Source organism: Cupriavidus sp. UYPR2.512 (assembly GCF_000379565.1).
Classification (GTDB): domain Bacteria; phylum Pseudomonadota; class Gammaproteobacteria; order Burkholderiales; family Burkholderiaceae; genus Cupriavidus.
This window is the reverse complement of record NZ_KB902876.1, coordinates 103,038-124,050: the sequence shown is the minus strand read 5'-3', so window position 1 is coordinate 124,050 and position 21,013 is coordinate 103,038. Positions and strand designations below refer to the sequence as shown.

The window sequence follows — 21,013 nt, the reverse complement described above, 5'->3', positions numbered from 1 at the left end:
GGATTGCCCTAGCCGGTGGGCAGGGCTGACTCAGCCCCTGCATTACTGCACGGTGCCGATCGAATCCATCCGGCGATGCTTACCGCGCCGGGAGTTCTGACGTAGATTCATAGTAGTGTTGCGGCACCAGGGTTTTGCAGCACTGCGCCTGGCATCGATTCGGTGCAGGCTCGTGATTTGCCGCAGGTGCATGGAACATACTCTTTCGCAAGAGTGTCGTCATTCCGCTTAACGATAGAAATGACTGGATGTGACAATGTCTGTTCCCGAGATTTGAAGCGAACAATGTTCATTATCCCGCGCAACTCAAGACTCGGCCTTTTCGTCCATGCCGGATTTGTCGCTTTGGCGTATTACGCAAGTGCAAAGCTGGGGCTTGCTTATGCAGTAGTGGGCGGTGCCGTGTCTCTGGTGTGGCCTTCCAGCGGCGTGGCCCTCGTTGCGCTCCTTGTCACGGGTTTCGCAGCTGCCCCCGGAATTGCCATTGGCTCGCTTCTGGCCAATATGTCGGTCGGCGTGCCATTGCCAATGGCCGCGTTGATTGGCCTCGGCGCGACGGCTGCAGCCTTGACGGCCACGTTGTTGTTGAAGCACGTGGCCCGATTCCAGATCACCCTCGACCGCGTCAGGGACGTGCTGGCCTTTATCATCCTGGCTGCGACGGCCAGCACAGCGGTGAGTGCCCTGGTTGGCGCGACCGCCCTCCTTGGAGCGGGCCTGGTATCAGTCACCGAGTACGGCTCAGCCGTTCTGGAATGGTGGCTCGGTGACATGTTGGGGGTGCTGGTGGTGGCCCCGCCCCTGCTCAGCTTGCTTGCGAATCCCAGGCCTGTGCGCACCGCAAAGCAGGCAGTGGAAGGGTGCGGGCTGACCGTTGCAATCCTCTGGGCAAGTTACCTCATTTTCGGCGCCCCCGAGCTTGCCGGGCATGGCTACTATCCTTCAGCCCTGGCAATTCTTCCGTTCATTATCTGGGCGGCTCTGCGCTTCGATCACCTGGGCACCACCTTTTCAACCTTGATGGTCTCAATCGTGGCCATCTGGGGCACCACGAACGGCACCGGTCCCTTTGCCGCAGAGTCTCCAGTCGATAGCCTTGTGAGATGGTGCGCCTTCGCGAACGTCGTGGCAGTAACCGGGCTGCTGCTGGTGGCGGCACGTGCTCAGGAGAAGCGCGTCCATAGCCTGCTGCAGGCATCCCACATCGAACTGGAACGGCGCGTGCAAGCGCGAACCCAGGACCTGGAACGAGCAAACCATGAACTGAAGCAGGAGATGGCACGGCGTCGTCTGCTGGAGGCGGAACTGATCCGAATCGGCGATCAGCAGCAGAGACTCATCGGCCGGGAACTGCATGACGGCCTCGGGCAGCACCTCACCAGCCTGGGCTTCTACTGCACCACCTTGAATCGAACACTGCAGAAGCATGGCCATCCAGCCGCCGCGGACGCGGCTGCCATCGTCGGACTGGTGAAGCAGGCATCCTTGATGACTCGCAAGATTGCCCATGGCCTGGACCCGGTCGCCATGGAATCTGGTGGCCTTGCGGTCGCACTGCAGGGGCTGGCGCAGACGACCTGCGCGCTGGATGGCATAGACTGCACGCTGCGCATCGGGGCAGACGTGGACTTGCTGGACCCGCCGATGCAGATCAACCTTTACCGTGCGGCACAGGAAGCCGTCAATAACGCGCTGAAATATAGCCAGGGACACCACATTGGGATCGACCTGGAGCGCGAAGGCGGGATGCAGCGGCTTTCCATCAGTGACGATGGGGTGGGGGTCGACCCGGGACAAGTGGAGCGTGCCTCCGGACTGGGACTTCACAACCTGCGTCACCGCGCGCGCCTCATGGGCGGCTTCTGCACGATCACCCGCAATGCTCTGGGTGGCACCACGGTTGCCATCAGTTATCCGATACCAGAGAGTCCGGGCCATGCAACAGAAGCCATCTAGTCCGGGCCGCGCAACGCAGATCCTGATCGTGGATGACCACCCCATCATCCGGGAGGGGTTAAGCCAAATGCTGAATCTGCATGAGGACCTGCACGTCTGCTGTGCGGCCGGCAGTGCCGAAGATGCTCTGGCGTTGATGACCTGCCAGCCTGACATGGCCATTGTCGACCTCAGTCTGCACTCGAACTCCGGCCTGGATCTTGTCAGGACGCTCCGGCAACACTATCCAAAGCTGGCAATCCTTGTCCTCAGCATGCATGATGAAATGCTGTTTGCCGAACGCGCACTGCGGGCAGGAGCAAACGGGTATCTGATGAAACTCGAGGCCACCGAGCATATTGTGAATGCCATCCGCGAGGTGCTGGCAGGCAATGTCTACCTGAGCGCCGCCATGCATGAAAAGCTGGCGCGGGCCGTGACGGCTCCTCAAAGAATCCCGGCGGGCTCGATCGCGAGCCTGTCGGAACGGGAGTTCGAAGTCCTGCACCTGATCGGACTCGGCTTCAGCACCCGCCAGATCGCCGAGAAACTGAATCGCAGCGTCAAGACCATCGAGGCACATCAGGCCAACATCAAGGAAAAGCTGGATATTCCTAACGGCAAGGAGCTGATGCGCTTCGCGATTCAGTGGATCGAGAGCCGATAGCCATTGAGCTTCATTCGCCTGCGTGAACGCCCGGCTGCTTGCCGCCGCTACTTGCCAAACTCACTGAATTTCGCCGCCAGGAACTCCACGAACAGCCGGATCCGGGACGACAACTGATGCCGCTGCTGGTAGACGGCATAGATGTCCGCCTCCGGCGTCGCGTATTGCGGCAGTACCTGGACCAGGCGGCCACTGTGCAGGAACCGCTCGATATCCCACTCCGCGCGCATCAGGATGCCATGCCCTTCCAGCGCCCAGTTGACCGCGATCTCGCCGTCATTGGTGGTGAGGTTGCCGCGCACATGGACCGATTCGGTCCGCGCCTTTGCCCCTTTTCCTGAGGTCAGGCGCCACACGCCATAGGCGTCGCTGCCCTGCCGGATGCCGATGCAATTGTGTTGGCGCAGGTCAGAGGGCGTGTGTGGTGTGCCGTGCCTGCGCAGGTATTTGGGCGAGGCGCACAGCAGGCGTCGGTTCGGCGCCAGCTTCCTGGCCACGATGCGGGCGTCGGGCGGCTGGCCGAAGCGGACGCAGACGTCGAAGGCATCTTCGGTCAGCGGCGGCGGGTCGGCGGACAGCTGGAGCTGGACATCGACCTCGGGGTAGGTGGCGACATACTCGGAAATCACCGGCGCCACATGCATGCGCCCGAACCCCAGCGTGGCATTCACCCGCAGCAGGCCGCTCGGCCGGCCCTTTGAACGGGTCAGGATCTGGTCCAGGTCATCGATCTCGCTGAGGATGCGCCGGGCGTGCTCCAGGTAGACCTCGCCCTCCGGCGTCAGGCTCATGCGCCGCGTGGTGCGGGTCACCAGCGGCATGCCGATGCGCGCTTCCATCTGCGCCAGCCGCTTGCTGACCGCGGCTGTTGTGATACCGAGGTCGCGTGCGGCCGCGCTCAGGCTGCCTGCGGTGGCGACTGAGGTGAAAAAGCCCAGCTCGGAAGGCTGAATGCCGGACGATGATGCCATTCCATCTTTAATTTCAGGTTAAGAATAGTTTAACTCTACAAGCGATCCAATACCTTGTCCACGGCCCAGAATCCGCTCCACGCACTCAACGCGATTCAGACCAGGAGACACAGATGAAGACGTACCGCATTGCAACGATCCCCGGGGACGGCATTGGCAAGGAGGTGGTGCCGGCCGGCCGTGAAGTGATGGAGGCCCTGGTGTCTGCCGGCGCAGACTTCCGCTTTGAATTCGAAGACTTCGACTGGGGCGGCGACTACTATCGCCAGCACGGCGTGATGATGCCAGCCGACGGCCTGGACGCGCTGCGCGACAAGGACGCCATCCTCTTCGGCTCGGCCGGCGACCCGCATATCCCGGATCACATCACCCTGTGGGGCCTGCGCCTGAAGATCTGCCAGGGCTTCGACCAGTACGCCAATGTGCGCCCGACGCGCATCCTGCCCGGCATTGACGCGCCGCTCAAGCGCTGTGCCGCGGAGGACCTGAACTGGGTGATCGTGCGCGAAAACTCCGAAGGCGAGTATTCGGGCGTGGGCGGTCGCGTGCACCAGGGCCACCCGATCGAAGCTGCCACCGACGTCAGCATGATGACCCGCGTTGGCGTGGAACGCATCCTGCGCTTTGCCTTCAAGCTGGCGCAGTCGCGCCCCCGCAAGCAGCTGACCGTGATCACCAAGTCCAATGCGCAGCGCCACGCCATGGTGATGTGGGACGAGGTCGCCGTGCAGGTGGCCAAGGAATTCCCGGACGTCACCTGGGACAAGGAACTGGTCGATGCCGCGACCGCGCGCATGGTGAACCGTCCGGCCTCGCTTGACACCATCGTCGCCACCAACCTGCATGCCGACATCCTGAGCGACCTGGCAGCAGCACTTGCCGGCAGCCTGGGCATTGCCCCGACCGGCAATATCGATCCGGAGCGCCGGTATCCGTCGATGTTCGAGCCCATCCACGGCTCGGCCTTCGACATCATGGGCAAAGGCCTGGCCAACCCGGTCGGCACCTTCTGGTCGGTGGTCATGCTGCTGGAACACCTGGGCGAGAACGAGGCGGCGCAGCGCGTGATGCAGGCCGTTGAAACCGTCACCGCCAACCCGGCGCTGCATACCGGTGACCTGGGCGGCAAGGCAACCACCGCTGAAGTGACCAAGGCCGTGTGCGACCTCCTCGCCGCCGGCAAGCAGGCGAAGGCGGCCTGAGCGCCAGGCCACGCCAGCCGCGCGTCCCGGCCACGGCCGGGGCGCATCCTGCGGGCCTGCACGGCCCGTACAGCCTTCCGGGCATGAAGAGCAGCCGCTGAGAGCTGCGCCGGGAGCGCTTTGCCTTAAAGACACAGCAGGAGACAGCAATGATTCATAGGCTGCTTGGCAAGCTCTATGTCCAGGTATTGCTAGGCGTCAGCGCCGGCGTTGCCCTGGGCGTGTGGGCGCCCGATATCGCGAGTGACCTGAAGCCGCTTGGCGACGTGTTCATCAAGCTGATCAAGATGGTGTTCGCGCCCATCATCTTTGCGACGGTGGTGCTCGGCATCGCGCGCATGGAGAACATGAAGGAGCTCGGCCGCGTCGGCGTGCGGGCCCTGATCTACTTTGAGGTGTTGTCGACGTTTGCGCTGGCCCTGGGCCTGCTCGTCGTCAACGTGGTCCAGCCGGGCCATGGCATGAATATCGATCCGGCGCACCTGGACACCAAGGCCATCGCCAGCTACACGCATGCCGCGGAGAAACCGCACACGTTCATCGACTTTATGATGAACCTGGTGCCGACCAGCATCGTCGACGCGCTGGCCAAGAACGACATCCTGCAGATCCTGGTTTTTGCCACGTTGTTCGGCATTGCGTTGTCGCATATCGGGGCGCGTGCCAAGCCGGTGGTGGATTTCCTGGACTCCTTTACGCACGGCATCTTCACTGTCGTGGGGATGATCATGCGGCTGGCGCCGATCGCGGCGTTCGGCGCCATGGCCTTTACCGTGGGCAAATACGGCCTGGGCTCGGTGGTCTCGCTGGGCAAGCTGATGGGCACGATGTACATCACTTGCTTCCTGTTCGTGGTGATCGTGCTGGGCGGCGTGGCCCGGCTGTCTGGATTTAGCCTGGGGAAGTTCCTGAAGTACATCCGAGATGAGCTGTTCACCGTGCTCGGCACCAGCTCGTCGGAGTCGGTGGTGCCGCAGCTGATGCGCAAGCTGGAAAACGCCGGCGTCAGCAAGCCGGTGGTGGGGCTGGTGGTGCCTTCCGGCCTGACCTTTAACCCGGACGGGCAGTGCATCTACTACGCCATGGCCGCGATCTTCGTGGCCCAGGCGACCAATACGCCGCTGACCATGACGGACCAGCTGGTGGTGCTTGGCGTGCTGCTGCTGACCTCCAAGGGTTCGGCGGGCGTGACCGGCTCCGGCTTTATCACGCTGGCGGCAACGCTGGCGTCGCTGGGCAAGATCCCTGTTGCCGGCATGGTGCTGCTGCTCGGTGTCGACCGCTTCATGTCCGAGGCGCGCGCCATCACCAACACGATCGGCAATGCCGTGGGCACGCTGGCCATTGCACGATGGGTTGGGGCGGTGGACCGCCGGCAACTGGCCGATGCACTGGACGGCAAGCTCGATTACGAAGCCGATGCTGTGCCGCCGGGCCAGGACGAAACCCCGGTACGCGCACGCATCGCCGCCGCGGCGGATGCCCACGCCAATCTGATGCACTAAGGGGCCGACGTGACCAAGCCATATTCCGAGCTCGCCGTGCTGCTGCAGCGCATGTTCGAAGCGGCGGTCGCCGCCGCGCAACCTGCCAGGACCCTGGCGCGGCACCTGCCGCCGCCGCCGCGCGGACGCACCGTCGTCATTGGGGCCGGCAAAGCGTCGGCGGCCATGGCGAGCACGCTGGAGGCAGCATGGCCCGGGCCGCTTGAAGGCCTGGTTGTCACCCGCTACGGCTATGCGGTGCCGTGTTCGCGCATTGAGATCGTGGAGGCCGCGCACCCCGTGCCGGACGACGCCGGGCTGGCCGCTTCGCAGCGCATGCTGGAGCTGGTGGCGGGCCTGGGCGAGGACGACCTGGTGATCTGCCTGGTCTCGGGCGGCGGGTCGTCGCTGCTGCCACTGCCGCTTGCCGGCATCACGCTTGACGACAAGCAACGCGTCAATCGCGCGCTGCTCAAATCCGGCGCCACGATTTCGGAGATGAATTGCTTACGCCGGCACCTGTCCGCCATCAAGGGCGGCCGGCTGGCTGCAGCCTGCTATCCGGCGCGGGTGCTGAACCTGCTGATTTCCGATGTACCGGGCGATGACCCGATCGATATCGCCTCGGGACCGACCGTGCCCGACCCGACCACGTGCGCCGATGCGCTGGCCATCGTCAAACGGTATGCGATCGACCTGCCGCCCAAGGTGATGACAATGCTGGCGTCCGACGCTGCAGAGACGCTCAAGCCCGGCGACCCGCGCTTGCCGCGCATCCGCACCGAGTTCATCGCCACGCCCCGGCTGGCGCTGGAAGCGGCTGCGCAGGTGGGCCGCGAGGCCGGTTATGCCGTGCACATGTTGGGCGACGCCATTGAAGGCGAAGCCCGCGATGTCGGCAAGGTTCTGGGCGGGATCGCGCTGGAAGCCGCCAGGCATGGCCAGCCGTTTGCCGCGCCGTGCGTGCTGCTGTCCGGTGGCGAGACCACGGTCACCGTGCGGGGCGCGGGCAGGGGCGGCAGGAACGTGGAGTTCCTGTTGTCGCTGGCGCTGACGCTGCGCGGCGAACCGGACATTCATGCGATCGCGGGCGACACCGATGGTGTCGACGGCCGGGAAGAGATCGCAGGGGCCGTGATCGGCCCCGACACGCTGGAACGTGCCTGGCGCGCCGGCCTGCGCCCGCAGGATGCGCTGGCCGCCAACGACGGCCATGGATTTTTCGAGGCGCTGGGGGATGCCGTCATCACCGGTCCCACGCTGACCAATGTCAACGACTTTCGCGCGATCTTGCTGACGCGCGCATCTGGAACATCCGCATGAGACGCCTTCGCAACGCCAAGATCGTGGCCACGCTCGGTCCCGCCAGTACAGATCCGGCCACCATTGAGCGCCTGTTTGACGCCGGTGCCGATGTGTTCCGGCTCAACTTCAGCCACGGCACGCATGCCGACCACCAGCAGCGGCTGCACAGCATCCGCGCCATCGAGAAGGAGCGCGGCCGCCCCATCGGCGTGCTGCTGGACCTGCAAGGACCCAAGCTGCGCATCGGCACCTTTGCCGATGGCCCGGTGGAACTGGCCGCACAGGCGGCATTTCGGCTGGACCTGGATGCCAGCGTGCCGGGCTCGGTCGAGCGGGTCAGCCTGCCGCATCCGGAGATCTTCGCCGCGCTGCAGCCGGGCGCGGAACTGCTGGTCGACGATGGGCGCGTGCGCCTGCGCGTGGAGCGGTGCGGTCCGGAGTACGCCGAAACCACCGTGATCAACGGCGGCACGCTGTCCGACCGCAAGGGCGTCAATGTGCCGGGCGTGGTGCTGCCCCTGTCGGCGATGACCGAGAAGGACCGGAGCGACCTGGACTTTGGCCTGTCGCTGGGCGTGGACTGGATTGCGCTGTCGTTCGTGCAGCGCGCCGAGGATATCGAAGAGATCAGGCAGATCGCGGACGGCCGCGCCGGCATTATCGCCAAGCTGGAGAAGCCCGCTGCCATCCAGAGCCTGGAAGCGATCGTGGCGGCGTCGGATGCGGTCATGGTCGCACGCGGCGACCTGGGCGTTGAAATGCCGGCGGAACAGGTGCCGTCGCTGCAGAAGCGCATCGTGCGCGCCTGCCGCAAGGCCGGCAAGCCGGTGATCGTTGCCACCCAGATGCTGGAGTCGATGGTCAGCGCGCCGGCACCGACGCGCGCGGAGGCCTCCGATGTGGCGACCGCCATCTACGACGGCGCCGACGCCGTGATGCTGTCCGCCGAATCGGCCTCGGGCAGCTATCCGGTCGAAGCCGTGCAGATGATGGACAGCATCATCACGCGCACCGAAGCGGACCCGCACTACCACGAAGCCATCCAGGCCTCGCATTCGGAGCCGCGCGCGCAAGCCGCCGACGCCATCGGCTATGCCGTCCGGCACGTGGCGAACCTGCTGCGCGTGCCTGCCGCGGTCACCTACACCAGCTCAGGCTACTCCGCGCTGCGCATGGCGCGCGAACGGCCCGAAGTGCCGATCCTGGGCATGACGCCGCGCGTGGCCACCGCGCGCCGGCTGGCGCTGGCTTGGGGCGTGCATGCGGTGCTCTGCCATGAAGTGGTCGATGTGCTGGAGATGACCGAGCTGGCCAGCCGCACCGTGCTGAAGGAGCAGTTCGGCGTGGCCGGGCAGCAGATCGTCATCTCGGCCGGCCTGCCGTTCACCGTGGCCGGCACCACCAACCTGCTGCGCATCGCGCAGGTCCAGTAAGGGGATCCACATGACTGCAATCGGCGAAATCCGCGGCTACGAGCTGCTCGATTCCCGGGGCAACCCGACGGTGGCGGCCCAGGTGGTGCTGGCCGATGGCGCGGAGGGCTTCGCTGCCGCGCCGTCCGGCGCGTCCACGGGATCGCGTGAAGCGCTGGAATTGCGGGACGGCGACAAGCGACGCTATTTCGGCAAGGGGGTGCAGAAGGCGGTGCAGCACATCAACGTCGATATCGCGCGAGCGCTCAATGGCCTGGACGCCGCGGACCAGGCCGAGGTGGATGCCTGCCTGATCCGCCTCGATGGCACGCCAGAGAAGTCGCGCCTTGGCGCCAATGCGCTGCTGGCCGTTTCGCTGGCGAGCGCCAAGGCGGCTGCGGCTTCGGCCGGCGTGCCGCTGTACCGGTCGGTTGGCGCCGGCAAGACAGAGACCCGCCTGCTCCGGCGAGACGGAAGACACCACCATCGCCGATCTGAGCGTATGCACCGCGGCCACGCAGATCAAGACCGGCTCGCTGAGCCGCTCCGACCGCGTGGCCAAATACAACCGGCTGCTGTTTATCGAGGCCGAGCTGGGGTGCGCGGCGACCTTTGCGGGGAGGCAGGCAATTTCGCAGGTGAATTAGAGCGTCAACCCGCCGAAGCTGGCGGGAAACATAGAACATTCAGGAGACAAATCATGCGTGGTACTGAACTCGTGCGTCGTATTTCCGGTGTGGCCGTGCTGGCAGCCGGCTTTATCCTCAGCGGCACTTGCCTGGCACAGGAATGGCCGGCCAAGCCGATCACCCTGGTGGTACCGTTCCCGTCGGGCGGGACTACCGACGTGCTGGCGCGCGCGCTGGGCGACCAGTTGTCGAAGAGCCTGGGCCAGCCCGTGATCGTGGAAAACCGGCCCGGCGCCGGCGCCACCGTGGGCGCGGACTACGTCGCCAAGGGCAAGCCGGACGGCTACACGCTGCTGATGGGCGCGGTGCACCATACCATTGCCAGCAGCGTCTACAAGAAGCTGCCCTACAGCTTCCAGAAGGACCTGGCGCCCATCGCCACGGTCGCCATGGTGCCCAATGTGCTGGTCATCAATGCTGCCAAGACGCCGGCGAAGAACGTTACGGAACTGGTGGCCCTGGCGAAGAAGGCATCGCCGGAGTTTGCCTATGGCTCCAATGGCAACGGCACCGCGCAGCACCTGATCGGCACCCAGTTCCAGGCCGCGACGGGTGCGCCGCTGCTGCACGTGCCTTACAAGGGCAGCGGCCCGCTGACGACCGATCTGCTCGGCGGGCAGGTGACGATGTCGTTCGATACCCTGACGCCGGTGCTGCAGCACATCAAGTCGGGCAAGCTGCGCGCCCTTGCCGTCACCACCGCGCGGCGCTCCAGTGTCCTGCCTGATGTCCCCACTCTGGAAGAGGCGGGGCTGAAGGGCTTTGATATCGGCACCTGGTTCGGCGTGCTGGCGCCGGCCGCCACGCCAGCGCCCATCGTGACGCGGCTGAACGCCGAGATCGTCAGGATCGTGAAATCGCCGGACTTCCAGCAGCGCATGGTGGCGGTCGGGGCCGAGCCGATGGCGAGCACGCCGCAGGAGTTTGCCAGGCGGATCGAGGATGAGACGGTCAAGTTCGCCAAGCTGGTGAAGGACGGGAAGGTAACGATCGAATAAGTGACCAGCAGCAAAGACTGCAGGTCACGGATCAGCTTGGCCAGCTTGTCGTCGCCCAGGTACTCCACCGGGTTGTACGGCACGTTCAGGTCGGGCTGCCAGCAACGGCAAAGCGCAGCCAAGCGCGCCCATGGCCTTTGCCAGCCAGCTACTCATGGGCCGTTCTCCTGGATGAATTCGCCTGGCACTTGCAGGGCTACCGCACAAACATGCCCAACCCTTCGTGGTCGTAATACTCCAGCCACACGCGGTCGCTGGAGAACGCCGCCTGCGAGATCGTGCCCGGCGTTGCATTCTCGTTGTTGAGCACGAAGGTGAAGACATCGCCGTCCCAGTGGCTCAGCGGCAAGGTCAGCGGCGTGGCGCCCAGCGTCATCACCAGCGTGCCGCCCTGATCGGCCACCTGCAGCGAACCGTAGTAGTCGTTCTGGTAGGTGCCGGTGTAAGTTGAGAGCGCACGGGCCGGCAGCGGATTGGCGGGGCGCGGTTGCCCGACCAGCCGGCCTTCCGGCGCCAGCAGCGGCGCGAATGCGTCGCCGTAGATCTTGCCCCAGTCGCGCTGGATGGCGCCGTACTGCGCCAGGTCGAAGAACTGTGCGTTCAGGGTTTCCGGGACGCCGATGGGATAGCCATTGGTCAGCGTCACGATGGCCAGGTTCAGCGACGGCACCGCTGTGAAGCTGGTGGCCGCGCCTGCCACGAAGGCCCCTGAGTGGTTGTAGGAGGTCAGGCCCAGTTCGGTGGTGCCGACATTGAAGCCATAGCCGTAGTAGCCGGCCGGGCGGCCGTTGGCGGGCGGACTGCTCTGCATCTGCTGGCTCAGCGCGGGCGCCAGCGCGGCGGCGTCGACGATGTGTTGGCCGGCGAACTCGCCTTTGGCGAGCAGCATCGCCAGCCAATTCGCCATGTCGTTGACGGACGAGCTGACGCCGCCGGCGGGCGATTGCGCATCCGGCATCGTGCCCAGGCCTTGCACCCAGCTGCCGTTGAGCTTGACATGACCCACCGCGCGGTTGTCGCGCGCGGCAAAATCGGCGTAGCGCGAACTGGTGCGCGTCATGCCCAGCGGCTGGTAGATGGCCCGGTCGGACAGCGTGGCCCAGTCGATGCCGGCGGCGGTGGCCACGGCCTCGGCGGCGGCGGTCATGCCGAAGTTGGTGTAGGCATAGGCCGCCCGGAACGGATGCAGCGGCAGGTAGCGCAGGCGCGTCAGCACTTGCTGGCGGTTGTAGCCCATGTCTTCCAGGCGGTCGCCGGCATGGTCGGGCAGGCCGGAGCGATGCGCGTAGAGGTCGCCAATGGTGATGGCTTCCGTGACCTCCGCATCCGAGAGCGTGAACCAGGGCAGGTGCCTGCGCACGGGCGTATCCCAACTGATGCCGCCGCGGCCGACCTGGCGCGCCACCACGGTCGCGCCGATGGGTTTTGACACCGACGCAAGCTGGAACACAGTGTCGGCATCGACAGGCGCGGGGTCGGTCACCAGCCGGCGGCCGAAGCCTTTGGCGAAAACGGTTTGATTGCCGCGCACCACGGCAACGGCCATGCCCGGCACGCCGGAGCTGGCCATCAGGCCGGCGGCCAGCTTGTCGACCTGGGCGATGGCCAGGGTGATCTGGGCTTCGGGAACGGGATCGGGCGGTGGGTTTGGATTGTCGTCATCGCCACCGCAGGCGGGCAGAGCGGGGGCGAGCAGGCCGCCCAGCGCGGCTCCCAGGAAACGGCGACGGTCTTGCAGTTTGCCCACGGTGGTTCTCCGCAGTTCTTTAGTCAGGCGTCAGACGGCGCCTCCGCGCCCTTGGATAGGGATACTGTAGGCGATCAGTGGCGGAGTGGTGAATGCGAAACGTCTTATCGCCGCCCGATGGCGGGAGCGGGAAGCCGGGCTCAGTGCCATCCTGTTGTTGGCTGAAATCGAGAGCGAGCGTGCGGAAGGTTGCCGCAACGTGTATTCGCTGCTGGCAATGGCAAAGGCGCAACTGGACCAGACGGCAGCAAGGCTGTGTCCGGATGAATGAGGAGTCCGTCTCGGCAAAACAAAAAGCCCGCACTTTCGTGCGGGCTTTTTGCCTGAAACTCTGGTGCCCAGGAGAGGACTCGAACCTCCACAGTGTTGCCACCGCTAGGACCTGAACCTAGTGCGTCTACCAATTCCGCCACCTGGGCCGGTGGTGAGCCGCGAATTCTACCGAAGGCGGCGGAATTTGCAAGCCCCTGTGAGGGCCTCACGCAAAAAATTTTGCCGGACCGATGTCAGCAGCGATCCGGTCGCGTCATCCGCGCCATCGGCAATCAGAACGACGGCACCATCGCGCCCTTGTACTGGGCCTTCATGAACTGGCGCACGTCTTCAGACTGGTACGCTGCCACCAGCTTCTTGATCCACGGCTTGTCCTTGTCCTGCGTGCGCACGACGATGATGTTGGCGTACGGGCTGTGGATGTCTTCCAGCGCGATGGCGTCCTTGGTCGGCTGCAGGCCGGCGGCGAGCGCGTAGTTGGTGTTGATCACGGCGGCGCTGACATCGGGCAGGGCGCGGGCCAACTGGGCTGCATCCAGTTCCACGAGCTTCAGCTTCCTGGGGTTCTCGGCCACGTCCAGCGGGGTGGCGTTGACACCGTTGGTGCCGGCGCCTGCCTTCAGCTTGATCACGCCTTGCGACTGGAGCAGCAGCAGGGCGCGGTTCTCATTGGACGGATCGTTGGGCACGGCCACCTTGGCGCCTTGCGGCAGGTCCTTCGGCGACTTCAGGTTCTTCGCATAGATACCCAGCGGCGAAATATAGGTGTAGCCCACGCTCTGCATCTTGTAGCCGCGCTGCTTCACCTGGCTGTCCAGGTAGGGCTGGTGCTGGAAGCTGTTGGCGTCCAGGTCGCCAGCATCCAGTGCGGCGTTGGGCTGCACGTAGTCGTTGAACTCCACGACCTTCACGTTCAGGCCATTGCGCTTGGCCACCTTCTGGACGACTTGCCAGACCTCGGCATCAGGGCCGCTGACGGTGCCGACGCGGATAGTCTGTTCCTGGGCCGAGGCGCTGCTGGCGGCGATTAAACCAAGGGCGGACACTGCGACCGCCAGACGCTTGATGAGAGACGTGCTGCGCATAGGAGTTCTGGAGATATTCTGGTTATGTGGCGAGTGAGACAGTCGCCTGGGCAGGGATCGCCTGACCGGGGCGAGGGCCACAGATTAACGCAATTGCGTCCAGATGGCGCAGCGGGAATGAATCTGGCGTCTATTTCTTTTTCATATGCTTATGAATCCAGGCGAGACCAGAATAACGGCATTTAAATGCTTTTGTGTCCCGGCTCAGTCTGCAAAGAGACGCACTGCCGGCGCCACTGGCTCAGCCGGCCACCGCCCCATACCCCTGACTCTTCCACTCGACAAAACACAACCCATGCCCGAACGGGTCCGACAGCGTTGCCTGCCGCCCCCAGTCAAAGTCCTGCGGCCAGTCTTCGATCTCTGCGCCGGCTTCCAGCGCGCGTTCGATGGCCTGTTCCAGGTTGGCGACGACAAAGTCGAGGTGGACCGGGGTCCAGTGGCGGCGGTAGTCGCGCCGGGTGCCGGCGCGGGTGGTGGGGCGGGTGCCGGCGGGCTTGGCGAGCAGGTAGATCGGGGTATTGCCGCCCAGCATTTCGGCGACGGTGCCGTCGAACAGCTTGCGGTTCAGCCTCAGCCCAAGCCCCTGCGCGTAGAAGTCGATGCCGCGCGGCAGATCGTCGACATCGATATTGATCAGCAACTCCATGACAGCCTCCTGGCGGCGTTCCGTGTGAGAGCGGCCGCATTGTGCGCCGGGTCTCCTGACACCTGCTGTCAGGAGTGATGTTTCAGCCGGCCGCAGGCAGGTGTCAGGAACGGCGCGCTAGCCGCGCAACAGCTGCCGCACGACCGGGCGCAGCGCGTCGCCGAGTGCCAGGTGCGCGTCGGCATCCAGGTGCACGCCGTCGACCTCGCTGCTCTGGATCACGGCGCCGGCGTCGAACAGTGGACAGCCCAGTTGCGTGCAGACCTCGGCCACAGCTTGAGGCAGGCCCGTCCACTTATGTTCGCCGCCAGCAAACTTGGGCGCCAGCGGCCCGCACGGGGTGCGGATCGGGGGTGGGGTCACGACCAGCACCGGCGGCACCGGCATGCCCGGCTCGATCGGCGCGCTACGGATGGCCTGCACCAGCGTGGCGATGCCCTGGGCGGCGTGCCAGGCGTTGTGCGGGTGCATCGACTGGAAATCGTTGTTGCCCAGCATCAGGACCACCAGTGCCAGCGGCGAGTGGATCTCAATGCGCTGCGCCAGCCCGTGCAGGCCGTTGCGGCCGGGTTTGAAGGGATCGTCCCAGACCGTGCGGCGGCCGTTCAGGCAGTCTTCGATGATGCGCGCCGGGGTGCCGCCGTCGGCGTTCAGGCCCAGCTCCAGGCGGCCGGGCCAGCGCACCGGGAACGGCAGGCGCCGGCGCGTGCCGGGCACGATGCCCCATGACAGCGAGTCGGCGTAGACAAGGATCTGCAGGGGATCGGCTTCGGCGAGCGGCGCGGCGGTCATGCGGGGCTCCAGTTGGCGTGGATATTGGTCGATAAAGGGCAATGGCCCGTGTCAAGCCATGTTGCACCGCGCAGACAAAAAGGCCTCCCGGACACGCGGAGACTTCATAATATCGACTTACTGCAGACAGGGAGAATGAAGTTGCGTTTCGAGCACTTGGTTGAGATCAACGATCCGGGCAATCCTCAACTGGATCCGCTGACGCCTGACCAGCTGTGGCAAGGGCTGGTGCTGCGCGCCGAGTCGCCCGAACTCTTCGTGCTGGGCCTGGACCGCGCCGAGGTAGTCGGCCGCGGCGACTACTGGATTGATCGCGTGCTGCATTTTGGCAAGGCATCGATCCAGGATCATGTGGTGTTCGAGCCGCGCCGGCAGGTGCGCTATGAAACCGCGGCCACGGCCGAGCATGCCGGCGGCACGCTGACCATGGCGATCGAGACCCCGGCCCCGGGCGCGCTGCTGCTGCGCTTTGTCTACGACACCACCATGCCGGCGGTCGACGCCAGCGGCGATGACCGCTACGCCGAGATCGTCAAATCCGCCTATCACGAGGCCGATATCGACACCGTCCGCAAGATCCGCGAGATCGCTGACACCGGACGGCTGGGGTGAGCGAGGGCCCCGTCACGCCGGAGGGTTCCGGCCAGCGGCCGGGTCTGCCGACCCGGCTGGCGCTGCGCGCACGCTACGGCGAACGGCTGCGCTGGCTGGTGCTGGTGACGCTGATGCTGGGCACGATCTCGTCGATCGTCTCGTCCACCATCATCAACGTAGCGATTCCGGACCTGAGCCGGCACTTCGTGCTGGGGCAGGAGCGCGCGCAATGGGTGGCGGCCAGCTTCATGGTTGCGATGACGCTGTCGATGCTGCTGACGCCCTGGCTGCTGAATCGCTACGGGCTGCGCCGCACCTTCCTGGGGGCCTCGCTGCTGCTGGGCGCGGGCGGGCTCTTTGGCGGCTTTTCACCGACCTATGGCGTGATGATCGCGATGCGCGTGGCCGAAGGCATCGCCGCGGGCATCATGCAGCCGCTGCCCAATATCCTGATCCTGCGCGTCTTCGAAGAGCGTGAGCAGGGCAAGGCGATCAGCATGTTCGGCTTTGGCGTGGTGCTGGCGCCCGCGCTGGGGCCCAGCCTGGGCGGCTTCCTGGTCGAGGCCTTCGGCTGGCGCTCGATCTTTTTCGTGGTGGTGCCGCTGACGCTGATCGGCGTGCTGATGGCGCGGCGCTTCATGGCGGTGGACTCGATCATGATGGGCGAGCGCCAGCCGCTGGACTGGCGCGGGCTGGGCCTGGCCGGCATTGCCACGGTAAGCCTGCTCAACGGCGTGGTCGAGATGCGCAACAGCGTGCCCGCGGGCCTGGCGCTGTCGGGCTTCGGCGTGCTGATGCTGGCGGCGTTCGTGCTGTGGCAGCTGCGCGCGGCGCATCCGCTGATGAATCTGCGGCTCTACAGCTACCGGCAGTTCGCGGCCGGGGCAGTGGTGGCCTTTATCTACGGTGCCGGGCTGTTCGGCTCGACCTACCTGCTGCCGGTCTATATGCAGATGGCGCTGGAATACACGCCGTCGCGCGCGGGCCTGGTGCTGTTCCCGGCGGGCGTGGTGCTGGCGCTGACGATTGCCGTATCGGGGCGCTTCACGCACCGGATCGCGCCGCATATCCAGGTGTCGTTCGGGCTGTCGCTGCTGTCGCTGTCGTTCCTGCTGATGGCCCTGGGCTCGCGCTCCACGCCTTATCTGGCGCTGGTGGCGCTGGCGGTGCTGGGGCGGATCGGGCTGGGCTGCATCCTGCCGTCGCTGACGCTGGGGGCAATGCGGGGGGTGGACTTCACGCTGATCGCGCAGGGCTCAAGCTGCATCAACTTCCTGCGCCAGCTGGGCGGCGCCATCGGTGTGAGCCTGGCGGGCGTGGGGCTGCAATGGCGTCTGGCGGAGCACGGCGCGGTGCTGGGCCAGGCCGGCGACGCCGCCGTGCAGGCGGCGCGTATCCGTGCCTTCGATGAAACCTTCCTGGCGGTCGGCATGGTGATCGCCAGTGCGATGTTCGCGGCGTGGCGGATCCGGCCGCGGCCGGTGCCGGCGGCCTGAAGCCGCCAGGCCTGGCTGCGCTGGCTTAGCTGGCTGCGCCGCTGCGCAGTTCTTCCACCAGCGCGATGTACTGCTCCATCGCCTGTTCTTGCGCGGTGCCGCGCAGGGCTTCCCAGGCTTCAAACTTGTAGCGGCCGACAAAGTCGGTCATGCCGGGCTTGTCGCCGTGGGCATCGCCTTCGCTGCCTTGCTTGAACAGGGCGTACAGGCGCAGCAGGGACATGTTGCTGGGGCGCTCGCTCAGTTGCTTGACGTCGATCTGGGCCTGTTCGAAGCGTGCCTGCAGGTCGCTCATGGGGTTCCTCCGTGTGTGCAGTCTGGATTGCGAAAGTGCAGGCCGATGATAGCCGCCCGGCGGCGCCGCGCCGTCCGTATAAAACCGAAGAAGCCCTCGATTCCGGGCGCCACCGGATACAATCGCGCCATGTCCTGGATTCTTGCTGTTGAAACTTCTACAGAGTGGTGCTCGGTCGCGCTCGGACGTGCCGTGCCGGGTGCCGGAGTCGAGTGCCTGGTGCGCCATGAGCACACTGGTGCACGCTCGTCGGCACGCGTGCTGCCGGCTGCCGGCGAGCTGCTGGCCGAAGCCGGCATCGCGCTGGCGGACTGTGCTGCCATTGCCTTTGGCGCCGGCCCGGGCTCGTTCACCGGCCTGCGCACCGCCTGCGGCGTGGCACAGGGGCTGGCCTTCGGCGCCGGGTTGCCGGTCGTTCCGGTCAATACCCTGATGACCTGCGCCGAGCGCGCGCGTGCCGCCACCCCGGCGCTGCCGGACGACACCGCGGTGCTGGTGGCGCTGGATGCGCGCATGGATGAATCCTATTGCGCGGCTTTCCGCTGGCATGCCAGCGTGCAGGAATGGGCAGAAATCACCCCGATGCAGGTCAGCGCGCCGGAAACCGTGCCGCTGCCCGACGGCGATTTCTGGCTGGCCGGCAACGCAGCCACCGTCTTCGGCGAGCGGCTGGCGGGCCTGGCGCGCGCCGCGCGCGTGCTGCCGGAGGCGATGCCCCATGCGCAGCCGATGGTCGCCATTGCACTGCGCGCACTGGCGCGTGGCGAGGCCATCGACGCCGACCAGGCCATGCCGATCTACCTGCGCGACAAGGTCGCGCAGACCATCGCCGAACGCGAAGCCGCCGCTGCCGCCCGTGCCGCGGCCCAGGCCGGGAGCACATCGTGAGCGCAGCCTATCCGCTCGATGACCGCAACCACTGGCCGGCCGTGCCGGCCATGCCGGCGCTGCCGGACGGCTGGGCACTGGGCCGCATGAGCGCGCTCGACCTGCAGGCCGTGGCGGGCATCGAGGCACGTGCCTATAGCCATCCGTGGACCCGCGGCAATTTCGAGAACTCGGTCAAGTCCGGCCATCTCGGCCTGACGCTGCGCGACCCGGCCGGCACGCTGGTGGCCTACGCCGTGCTGATGCCGGTGGTGGATGAAATGCACCTGCTCAATATCACCGTCGAGCCGCAACGCCAGCGCCAGGGGCTGGGGCGGCTGATGCTGGCGGTGGTGCTGGCGACCTCGCACGCGCACCGCATCCATACCATGCTGCTGGAAGTGCGGCCGTCCAATACCGGCGCGATCGCGCTGTACCAGGCGGCGGGGTTTGCCGAGATCGGGCGCCGCAAGGGCTATTACCCGGCCCTGGGCAGCAAGCGCGAGGACGCGCTGGTGCTGCGCCGCAGCTGGCCGGCGGAGTCCGCCGCCAATGAAGGCACGGAGGGCAGGGCATGAACCGCCGCGCACAGTTCCTGGAAGTCCTGGGCATTCCGACCGAATGGGTGCCGCGCGAGCGCGCGGATGCGCAGGCAGAAGCCGCGCCGGAGGCGGCCGTGGCGCAGGCAGCGATGCCTGTCGCCGAGGTGACTGTGGCGGAGGTTGCCGCAGTGGTCGCGGAACCCGCCGTGCCGGTGCCGGCGCCAGTGGCGCCGCCTGTCTCCAGGGCACCGGTTGCACCGCCGCTGGTCCCCGCCGGCCCGGAACCCGGCCTGGCGCAAGCGGGGCGCGAAGCTGCCATCGCCAGCATGGAATGGCCGGCGCTGGACGCCGCCGTGGCAAGCTGCACCGCCTGCGGCTTGTGCCAGGGCCGCACCAATACCGTATTCGCCGTGGGCGACCGCCAGGCCGAATGGATGCTGGTGGGCGAAGCCCCCGGCGAGAATGAAGACCAGCAGGGCGAGCCCTTCGTGGGCCAGGCCGGCAAGCTGCTCGACAATATGCTCGGCTCGCTCGGGCTGGCGCGCGGGCGCAATGTGTTTATCGCCAACGTGCTCAAGTGCCGCCCGCCCGGCAACCGCAACCCGGAGCCCGAGGAGGTGGCGCAGTGCGAGCCGTTCCTGCGCCGCCAGATCGCGCTGGTGAAGCCCAGGGTGATCGTGGTGCTGGGCCGCTTTGCGGCGCAGTCGCTGCTGCGCACCACCACGCCGATCGGCAAGCTGCGCGGCACCGTACATAGCTATGAAGGCATCCCCGTGGTGGTGACCTACCATCCGGCTTACCTGCTGCGCACCCTGACCGACAAGGCGCGCGCCTGGGAAGACCTGTGCCTGGCCAGGGAGGTCCATGACCGTGCGGGAGCTGGGGCCTGATCTCTCACTGACCCGCGGCGGCGACGGCAACAGGCCGTCGGGCCTGCCGCTGTGGCGCCGCGCCGCGTCGGCGCGCACGCGCGACCTGGCCTGGGCCACGCTCTCGCCGCCGCTGCTGGCGGCGGTGCCGGGCGCGGCCCCGGCGCGCTGGCCCGCCGGCACGCTGGCCGCCTGGCAGCGCTGGCTGGAAGCCGCGGATCCCGCCACGCTGCCCGCCACCATCGACGAACTGGCCGACGGCAACGCCGCCCCCTCCGCTGGCGATCCCGACCAGGACCCCGCCAGCCGCAGCCTGCGCCTGGGCCGCCATGCCGAGCGGTTGCTGCATTTTGCGCTGCGCCATATGCAGGGGCTGTCGCTGCTGGCTGCCAACGTTCCGGTGCGGCGCGCAGGGCGGCAGGGTATCCGCACGCTGGGCGAGCTGGATTTTGTCTGGCGCGAGCAGGCGTCGGGCGCAGTGGTCCACTGGGAGATGGCGGCCAAGTTCTACCTGATGGCGCCTGGCGATAGCCAGGTGCCGCGGGCGCAGGATTTCGTCGGCCCGAACCTGGTCGATCGACTTGGCGACAAGCTGGGCCACATCGTGCACCGCCAGCTCCCCCTGGGCTGCACCGCGGAGGCACAGGCCTTGCTGGGACATACGGTGGATCGCAGCGAGGTCTACCTGCTGGGCTGGCTGTTCTATCGCGATGGCCGGGTGCCGCCGGGGCTGGATGCGCTTGGCATCGCGCCAGACCATCTGCACGGCTGGTGGTCCACGCTCGACGGCTGGGCTGCCCGCGCTGCCGCGCGGCCCGGCTTGCGCTGGTGCCGCCTGCCGCGTACCGGGTGGTTGTCGGGCGCGCTGGTGCCCGAATCCGGCACGGAGGATGTCGGCGCGCTGCACGCGATGCTGACGCAGCGCTTTGCCGACCCGCGCCATGATCACGGCTGGCGGCGCGAATCGCCGGTGATGCTGTGCGAACTGGAACCGGCCGGGCCAGAGGCGCCGGGCTGGTGGCGCGAATGCTCGCGCGGGTTCGTGGTGCCGCCGGGGTGGGAGGAACGGGCGCTGGCGCGGGCAGCCGAGCCGTCCAGGCCAGGGCAGCAGGCGGCGCCGGGCGACACGGCCTGAGCATCC

General features: G+C 66.5%; 21 protein-coding genes, 1 tRNA gene and 2 pseudogenes. 16 read left to right on the top strand and 8 right to left on the bottom strand.

Annotated elements, in window-relative coordinates; translation table 11 throughout:
• Positions 1-285: 285 nt before the first annotated feature.
• Together A3A5_RS0107525 and A3A5_RS0107520 are read left to right on the top strand one after the other, a co-directional pair.
• Positions 286-1,956: an MASE1 domain-containing protein gene (locus A3A5_RS0107525; protein WP_018309995.1), complete on the top strand. Its 1,671-nt coding sequence runs from the start codon at positions 286-288 to the stop codon at positions 1,954-1,956.
• The gene (locus A3A5_RS0107520; RefSeq protein WP_026200549.1) at positions 1,937-2,602 is read left to right on the top strand and encodes a response regulator transcription factor; all 666 of its coding nucleotides are present in this window, start codon (positions 1,937-1,939) and stop codon (positions 2,600-2,602) included. The genes A3A5_RS0107525 and A3A5_RS0107520 overlap by 20 nt, the downstream gene beginning before the upstream one ends.
• Positions 2,603-2,649: 47 nt before the next feature.
• Here A3A5_RS0107520 and A3A5_RS0107515 read toward each other — a convergent pair whose 3' ends face one another.
• Positions 2,650-3,573 (bottom strand): LysR family transcriptional regulator, encoded by a 924-nt coding sequence (locus A3A5_RS0107515; RefSeq protein ID WP_018309992.1) that lies wholly within the window; start codon positions 3,571-3,573, stop codon positions 2,650-2,652.
• Between the two features lie 113 nt (positions 3,574-3,686).
• Here A3A5_RS0107515 and A3A5_RS0107510 point away from each other — a divergent pair, with 113 nt between their 5' ends.
• The 7 genes and pseudogenes from A3A5_RS0107510 to A3A5_RS0107485 all read left to right on the top strand — a co-directional run bounded on the left by A3A5_RS0107510 (position 3,687) and on the right by A3A5_RS0107485 (position 10,663).
• Positions 3,687-4,775 carry a tartrate dehydrogenase gene (locus tag A3A5_RS0107510; protein ID WP_018309991.1) on the top strand — a complete coding sequence of 363 codons (1,089 nt, stop codon included), beginning with the start codon at positions 3,687-3,689 and terminating at the stop codon, positions 4,773-4,775.
• A 149-nt stretch (positions 4,776-4,924) separates the two neighbouring features.
• Complete coding sequence (locus A3A5_RS0107505) at positions 4,925-6,280, top strand: dicarboxylate/amino acid:cation symporter (protein WP_018309990.1); 1,356 nt, start codon at positions 4,925-4,927, stop codon at positions 6,278-6,280.
• A gap of 51 nt (positions 6,281-6,331) precedes the next feature.
• Complete coding sequence (locus A3A5_RS0107500; RefSeq protein WP_051108497.1) at positions 6,332-7,582, top strand: glycerate kinase; 1,251 nt, start codon at positions 6,332-6,334, stop codon at positions 7,580-7,582.
• Positions 7,579-8,997: a pyruvate kinase gene (pyk, locus tag A3A5_RS0107495; RefSeq protein WP_018309988.1), complete on the top strand. Its 1,419-nt coding sequence runs from the start codon at positions 7,579-7,581 to the stop codon at positions 8,995-8,997. Before A3A5_RS0107500 ends, pyk begins: the two co-directional genes overlap by 4 nt.
• Before the next feature lie 10 nt (positions 8,998-9,007).
• Positions 9,008-9,346, top strand: a pseudogene (eno, locus tag A3A5_RS44490) (phosphopyruvate hydratase); the annotation flags it as partial.
• Positions 9,300-9,623: a hypothetical protein gene (locus tag A3A5_RS44485; RefSeq protein WP_369797762.1), complete on the top strand. Its 324-nt coding sequence runs from the start codon at positions 9,300-9,302 to the stop codon at positions 9,621-9,623. The pseudogene eno and the gene A3A5_RS44485, both read left to right, overlap by 47 nt.
• A 53-nt stretch (positions 9,624-9,676) precedes the next feature.
• The gene (locus A3A5_RS0107485) at positions 9,677-10,663 is read left to right on the top strand and encodes a tripartite tricarboxylate transporter substrate binding protein (protein ID WP_018309986.1); all 987 of its coding nucleotides are present in this window, start codon (positions 9,677-9,679) and stop codon (positions 10,661-10,663) included.
• Between the two features lie 11 nt (positions 10,664-10,674).
• Here A3A5_RS0107485 and A3A5_RS44480 read toward each other — a convergent pair.
• Positions 10,675-10,758: pseudogene (locus A3A5_RS44480) on the bottom strand (cytochrome c); the annotation flags it as partial.
• 101 nt (positions 10,759-10,859) lie between these two features.
• Complete coding sequence (locus A3A5_RS0107480) at positions 10,860-12,410, bottom strand: serine hydrolase (RefSeq protein ID WP_018309985.1); 1,551 nt, start codon at positions 12,408-12,410, stop codon at positions 10,860-10,862.
• An 88-nt stretch (positions 12,411-12,498) separates the two neighbouring features.
• Here A3A5_RS0107480 and A3A5_RS43055 point away from each other — a divergent pair, with 88 nt between their 5' ends.
• The gene (locus A3A5_RS43055; protein ID WP_232431285.1) at positions 12,499-12,681 is read left to right on the top strand and encodes a DUF1484 family protein; all 183 of its coding nucleotides are present in this window, start codon (positions 12,499-12,501) and stop codon (positions 12,679-12,681) included.
• 61 nt (positions 12,682-12,742) lie between these two features.
• Here the strand turns inward: A3A5_RS43055 and A3A5_RS0107475 are convergent.
• From A3A5_RS0107475 to A3A5_RS0107460, 4 genes are all read right to left on the bottom strand, one after another.
• Positions 12,743-12,829, bottom strand: a tRNA-Leu gene (locus A3A5_RS0107475).
• 126 nt (positions 12,830-12,955) lie between these two features.
• Positions 12,956-13,768 carry a MetQ/NlpA family ABC transporter substrate-binding protein gene (locus A3A5_RS0107470; protein WP_018309984.1) on the bottom strand — a complete coding sequence of 271 codons (813 nt, stop codon included), beginning with the start codon at positions 13,766-13,768 and terminating at the stop codon, positions 12,956-12,958.
• A 241-nt stretch (positions 13,769-14,009) separates the two neighbouring features.
• Entirely contained in the window at positions 14,010-14,417 is a 408-nt protein-coding gene (locus A3A5_RS0107465) for a VOC family protein (protein WP_018309983.1), read from the bottom strand.
• A gap of 117 nt (positions 14,418-14,534) precedes the next feature.
• Positions 14,535-15,209, bottom strand: a complete 675-nt coding sequence (locus tag A3A5_RS0107460; protein WP_018309982.1) for an SGNH/GDSL hydrolase family protein — start codon at positions 15,207-15,209, stop codon at positions 14,535-14,537.
• Between the two features lie 135 nt (positions 15,210-15,344).
• On the opposite strand from A3A5_RS0107460, the gene A3A5_RS0107455 reads away from it, so the two are divergent.
• A complete protein-coding gene (locus A3A5_RS0107455; protein ID WP_018309981.1) occupies positions 15,345-15,821 on the top strand; it encodes an SRPBCC family protein in 477 nt (158 codons plus the stop codon).
• Positions 15,818-17,299, top strand: a complete 1,482-nt coding sequence (locus tag A3A5_RS0107450) for a DHA2 family efflux MFS transporter permease subunit (RefSeq protein ID WP_018309980.1) — start codon at positions 15,818-15,820, stop codon at positions 17,297-17,299. The genes A3A5_RS0107455 and A3A5_RS0107450 overlap by 4 nt, the downstream gene beginning before the upstream one ends.
• 25 nt (positions 17,300-17,324) lie before the next feature.
• On the opposite strand, the gene A3A5_RS0107445 is transcribed toward A3A5_RS0107450, so the two are convergent.
• Positions 17,325-17,594, bottom strand: a complete 270-nt coding sequence (locus A3A5_RS0107445) for an acyl-CoA-binding protein (RefSeq protein ID WP_018309979.1) — start codon at positions 17,592-17,594, stop codon at positions 17,325-17,327.
• A gap of 129 nt (positions 17,595-17,723) precedes the next feature.
• Here A3A5_RS0107445 and tsaB point away from each other — a divergent pair, with 129 nt between their 5' ends.
• The 4 genes from tsaB to A3A5_RS0107425 are packed head-to-tail and all read left to right on the top strand — an operon-like array spanning position 17,724 to position 21,007.
• A complete protein-coding gene (gene tsaB, locus A3A5_RS0107440; protein WP_026200547.1) occupies positions 17,724-18,482 on the top strand; it encodes a tRNA (adenosine(37)-N6)-threonylcarbamoyltransferase complex dimerization subunit type 1 TsaB in 759 nt (252 codons plus the stop codon).
• Entirely contained in the window at positions 18,479-19,039 is a 561-nt protein-coding gene (rimI, locus tag A3A5_RS0107435) for a ribosomal protein S18-alanine N-acetyltransferase (protein WP_018309977.1), read from the top strand. The genes tsaB and rimI overlap by 4 nt, the downstream gene beginning before the upstream one ends.
• Positions 19,036-19,893 carry a uracil-DNA glycosylase family protein gene (locus A3A5_RS0107430; protein WP_018309976.1) on the top strand — a complete coding sequence of 286 codons (858 nt, stop codon included), beginning with the start codon at positions 19,036-19,038 and terminating at the stop codon, positions 19,891-19,893. Before rimI ends, A3A5_RS0107430 begins: the two co-directional genes overlap by 4 nt.
• Complete coding sequence (locus A3A5_RS0107425; protein WP_018309975.1) at positions 19,868-21,007, top strand: DUF1853 family protein; 1,140 nt, start codon at positions 19,868-19,870, stop codon at positions 21,005-21,007. The genes A3A5_RS0107430 and A3A5_RS0107425 overlap by 26 nt, the downstream gene beginning before the upstream one ends.
• The last annotated feature ends 6 nt before the right edge of the window (positions 21,008-21,013 follow it).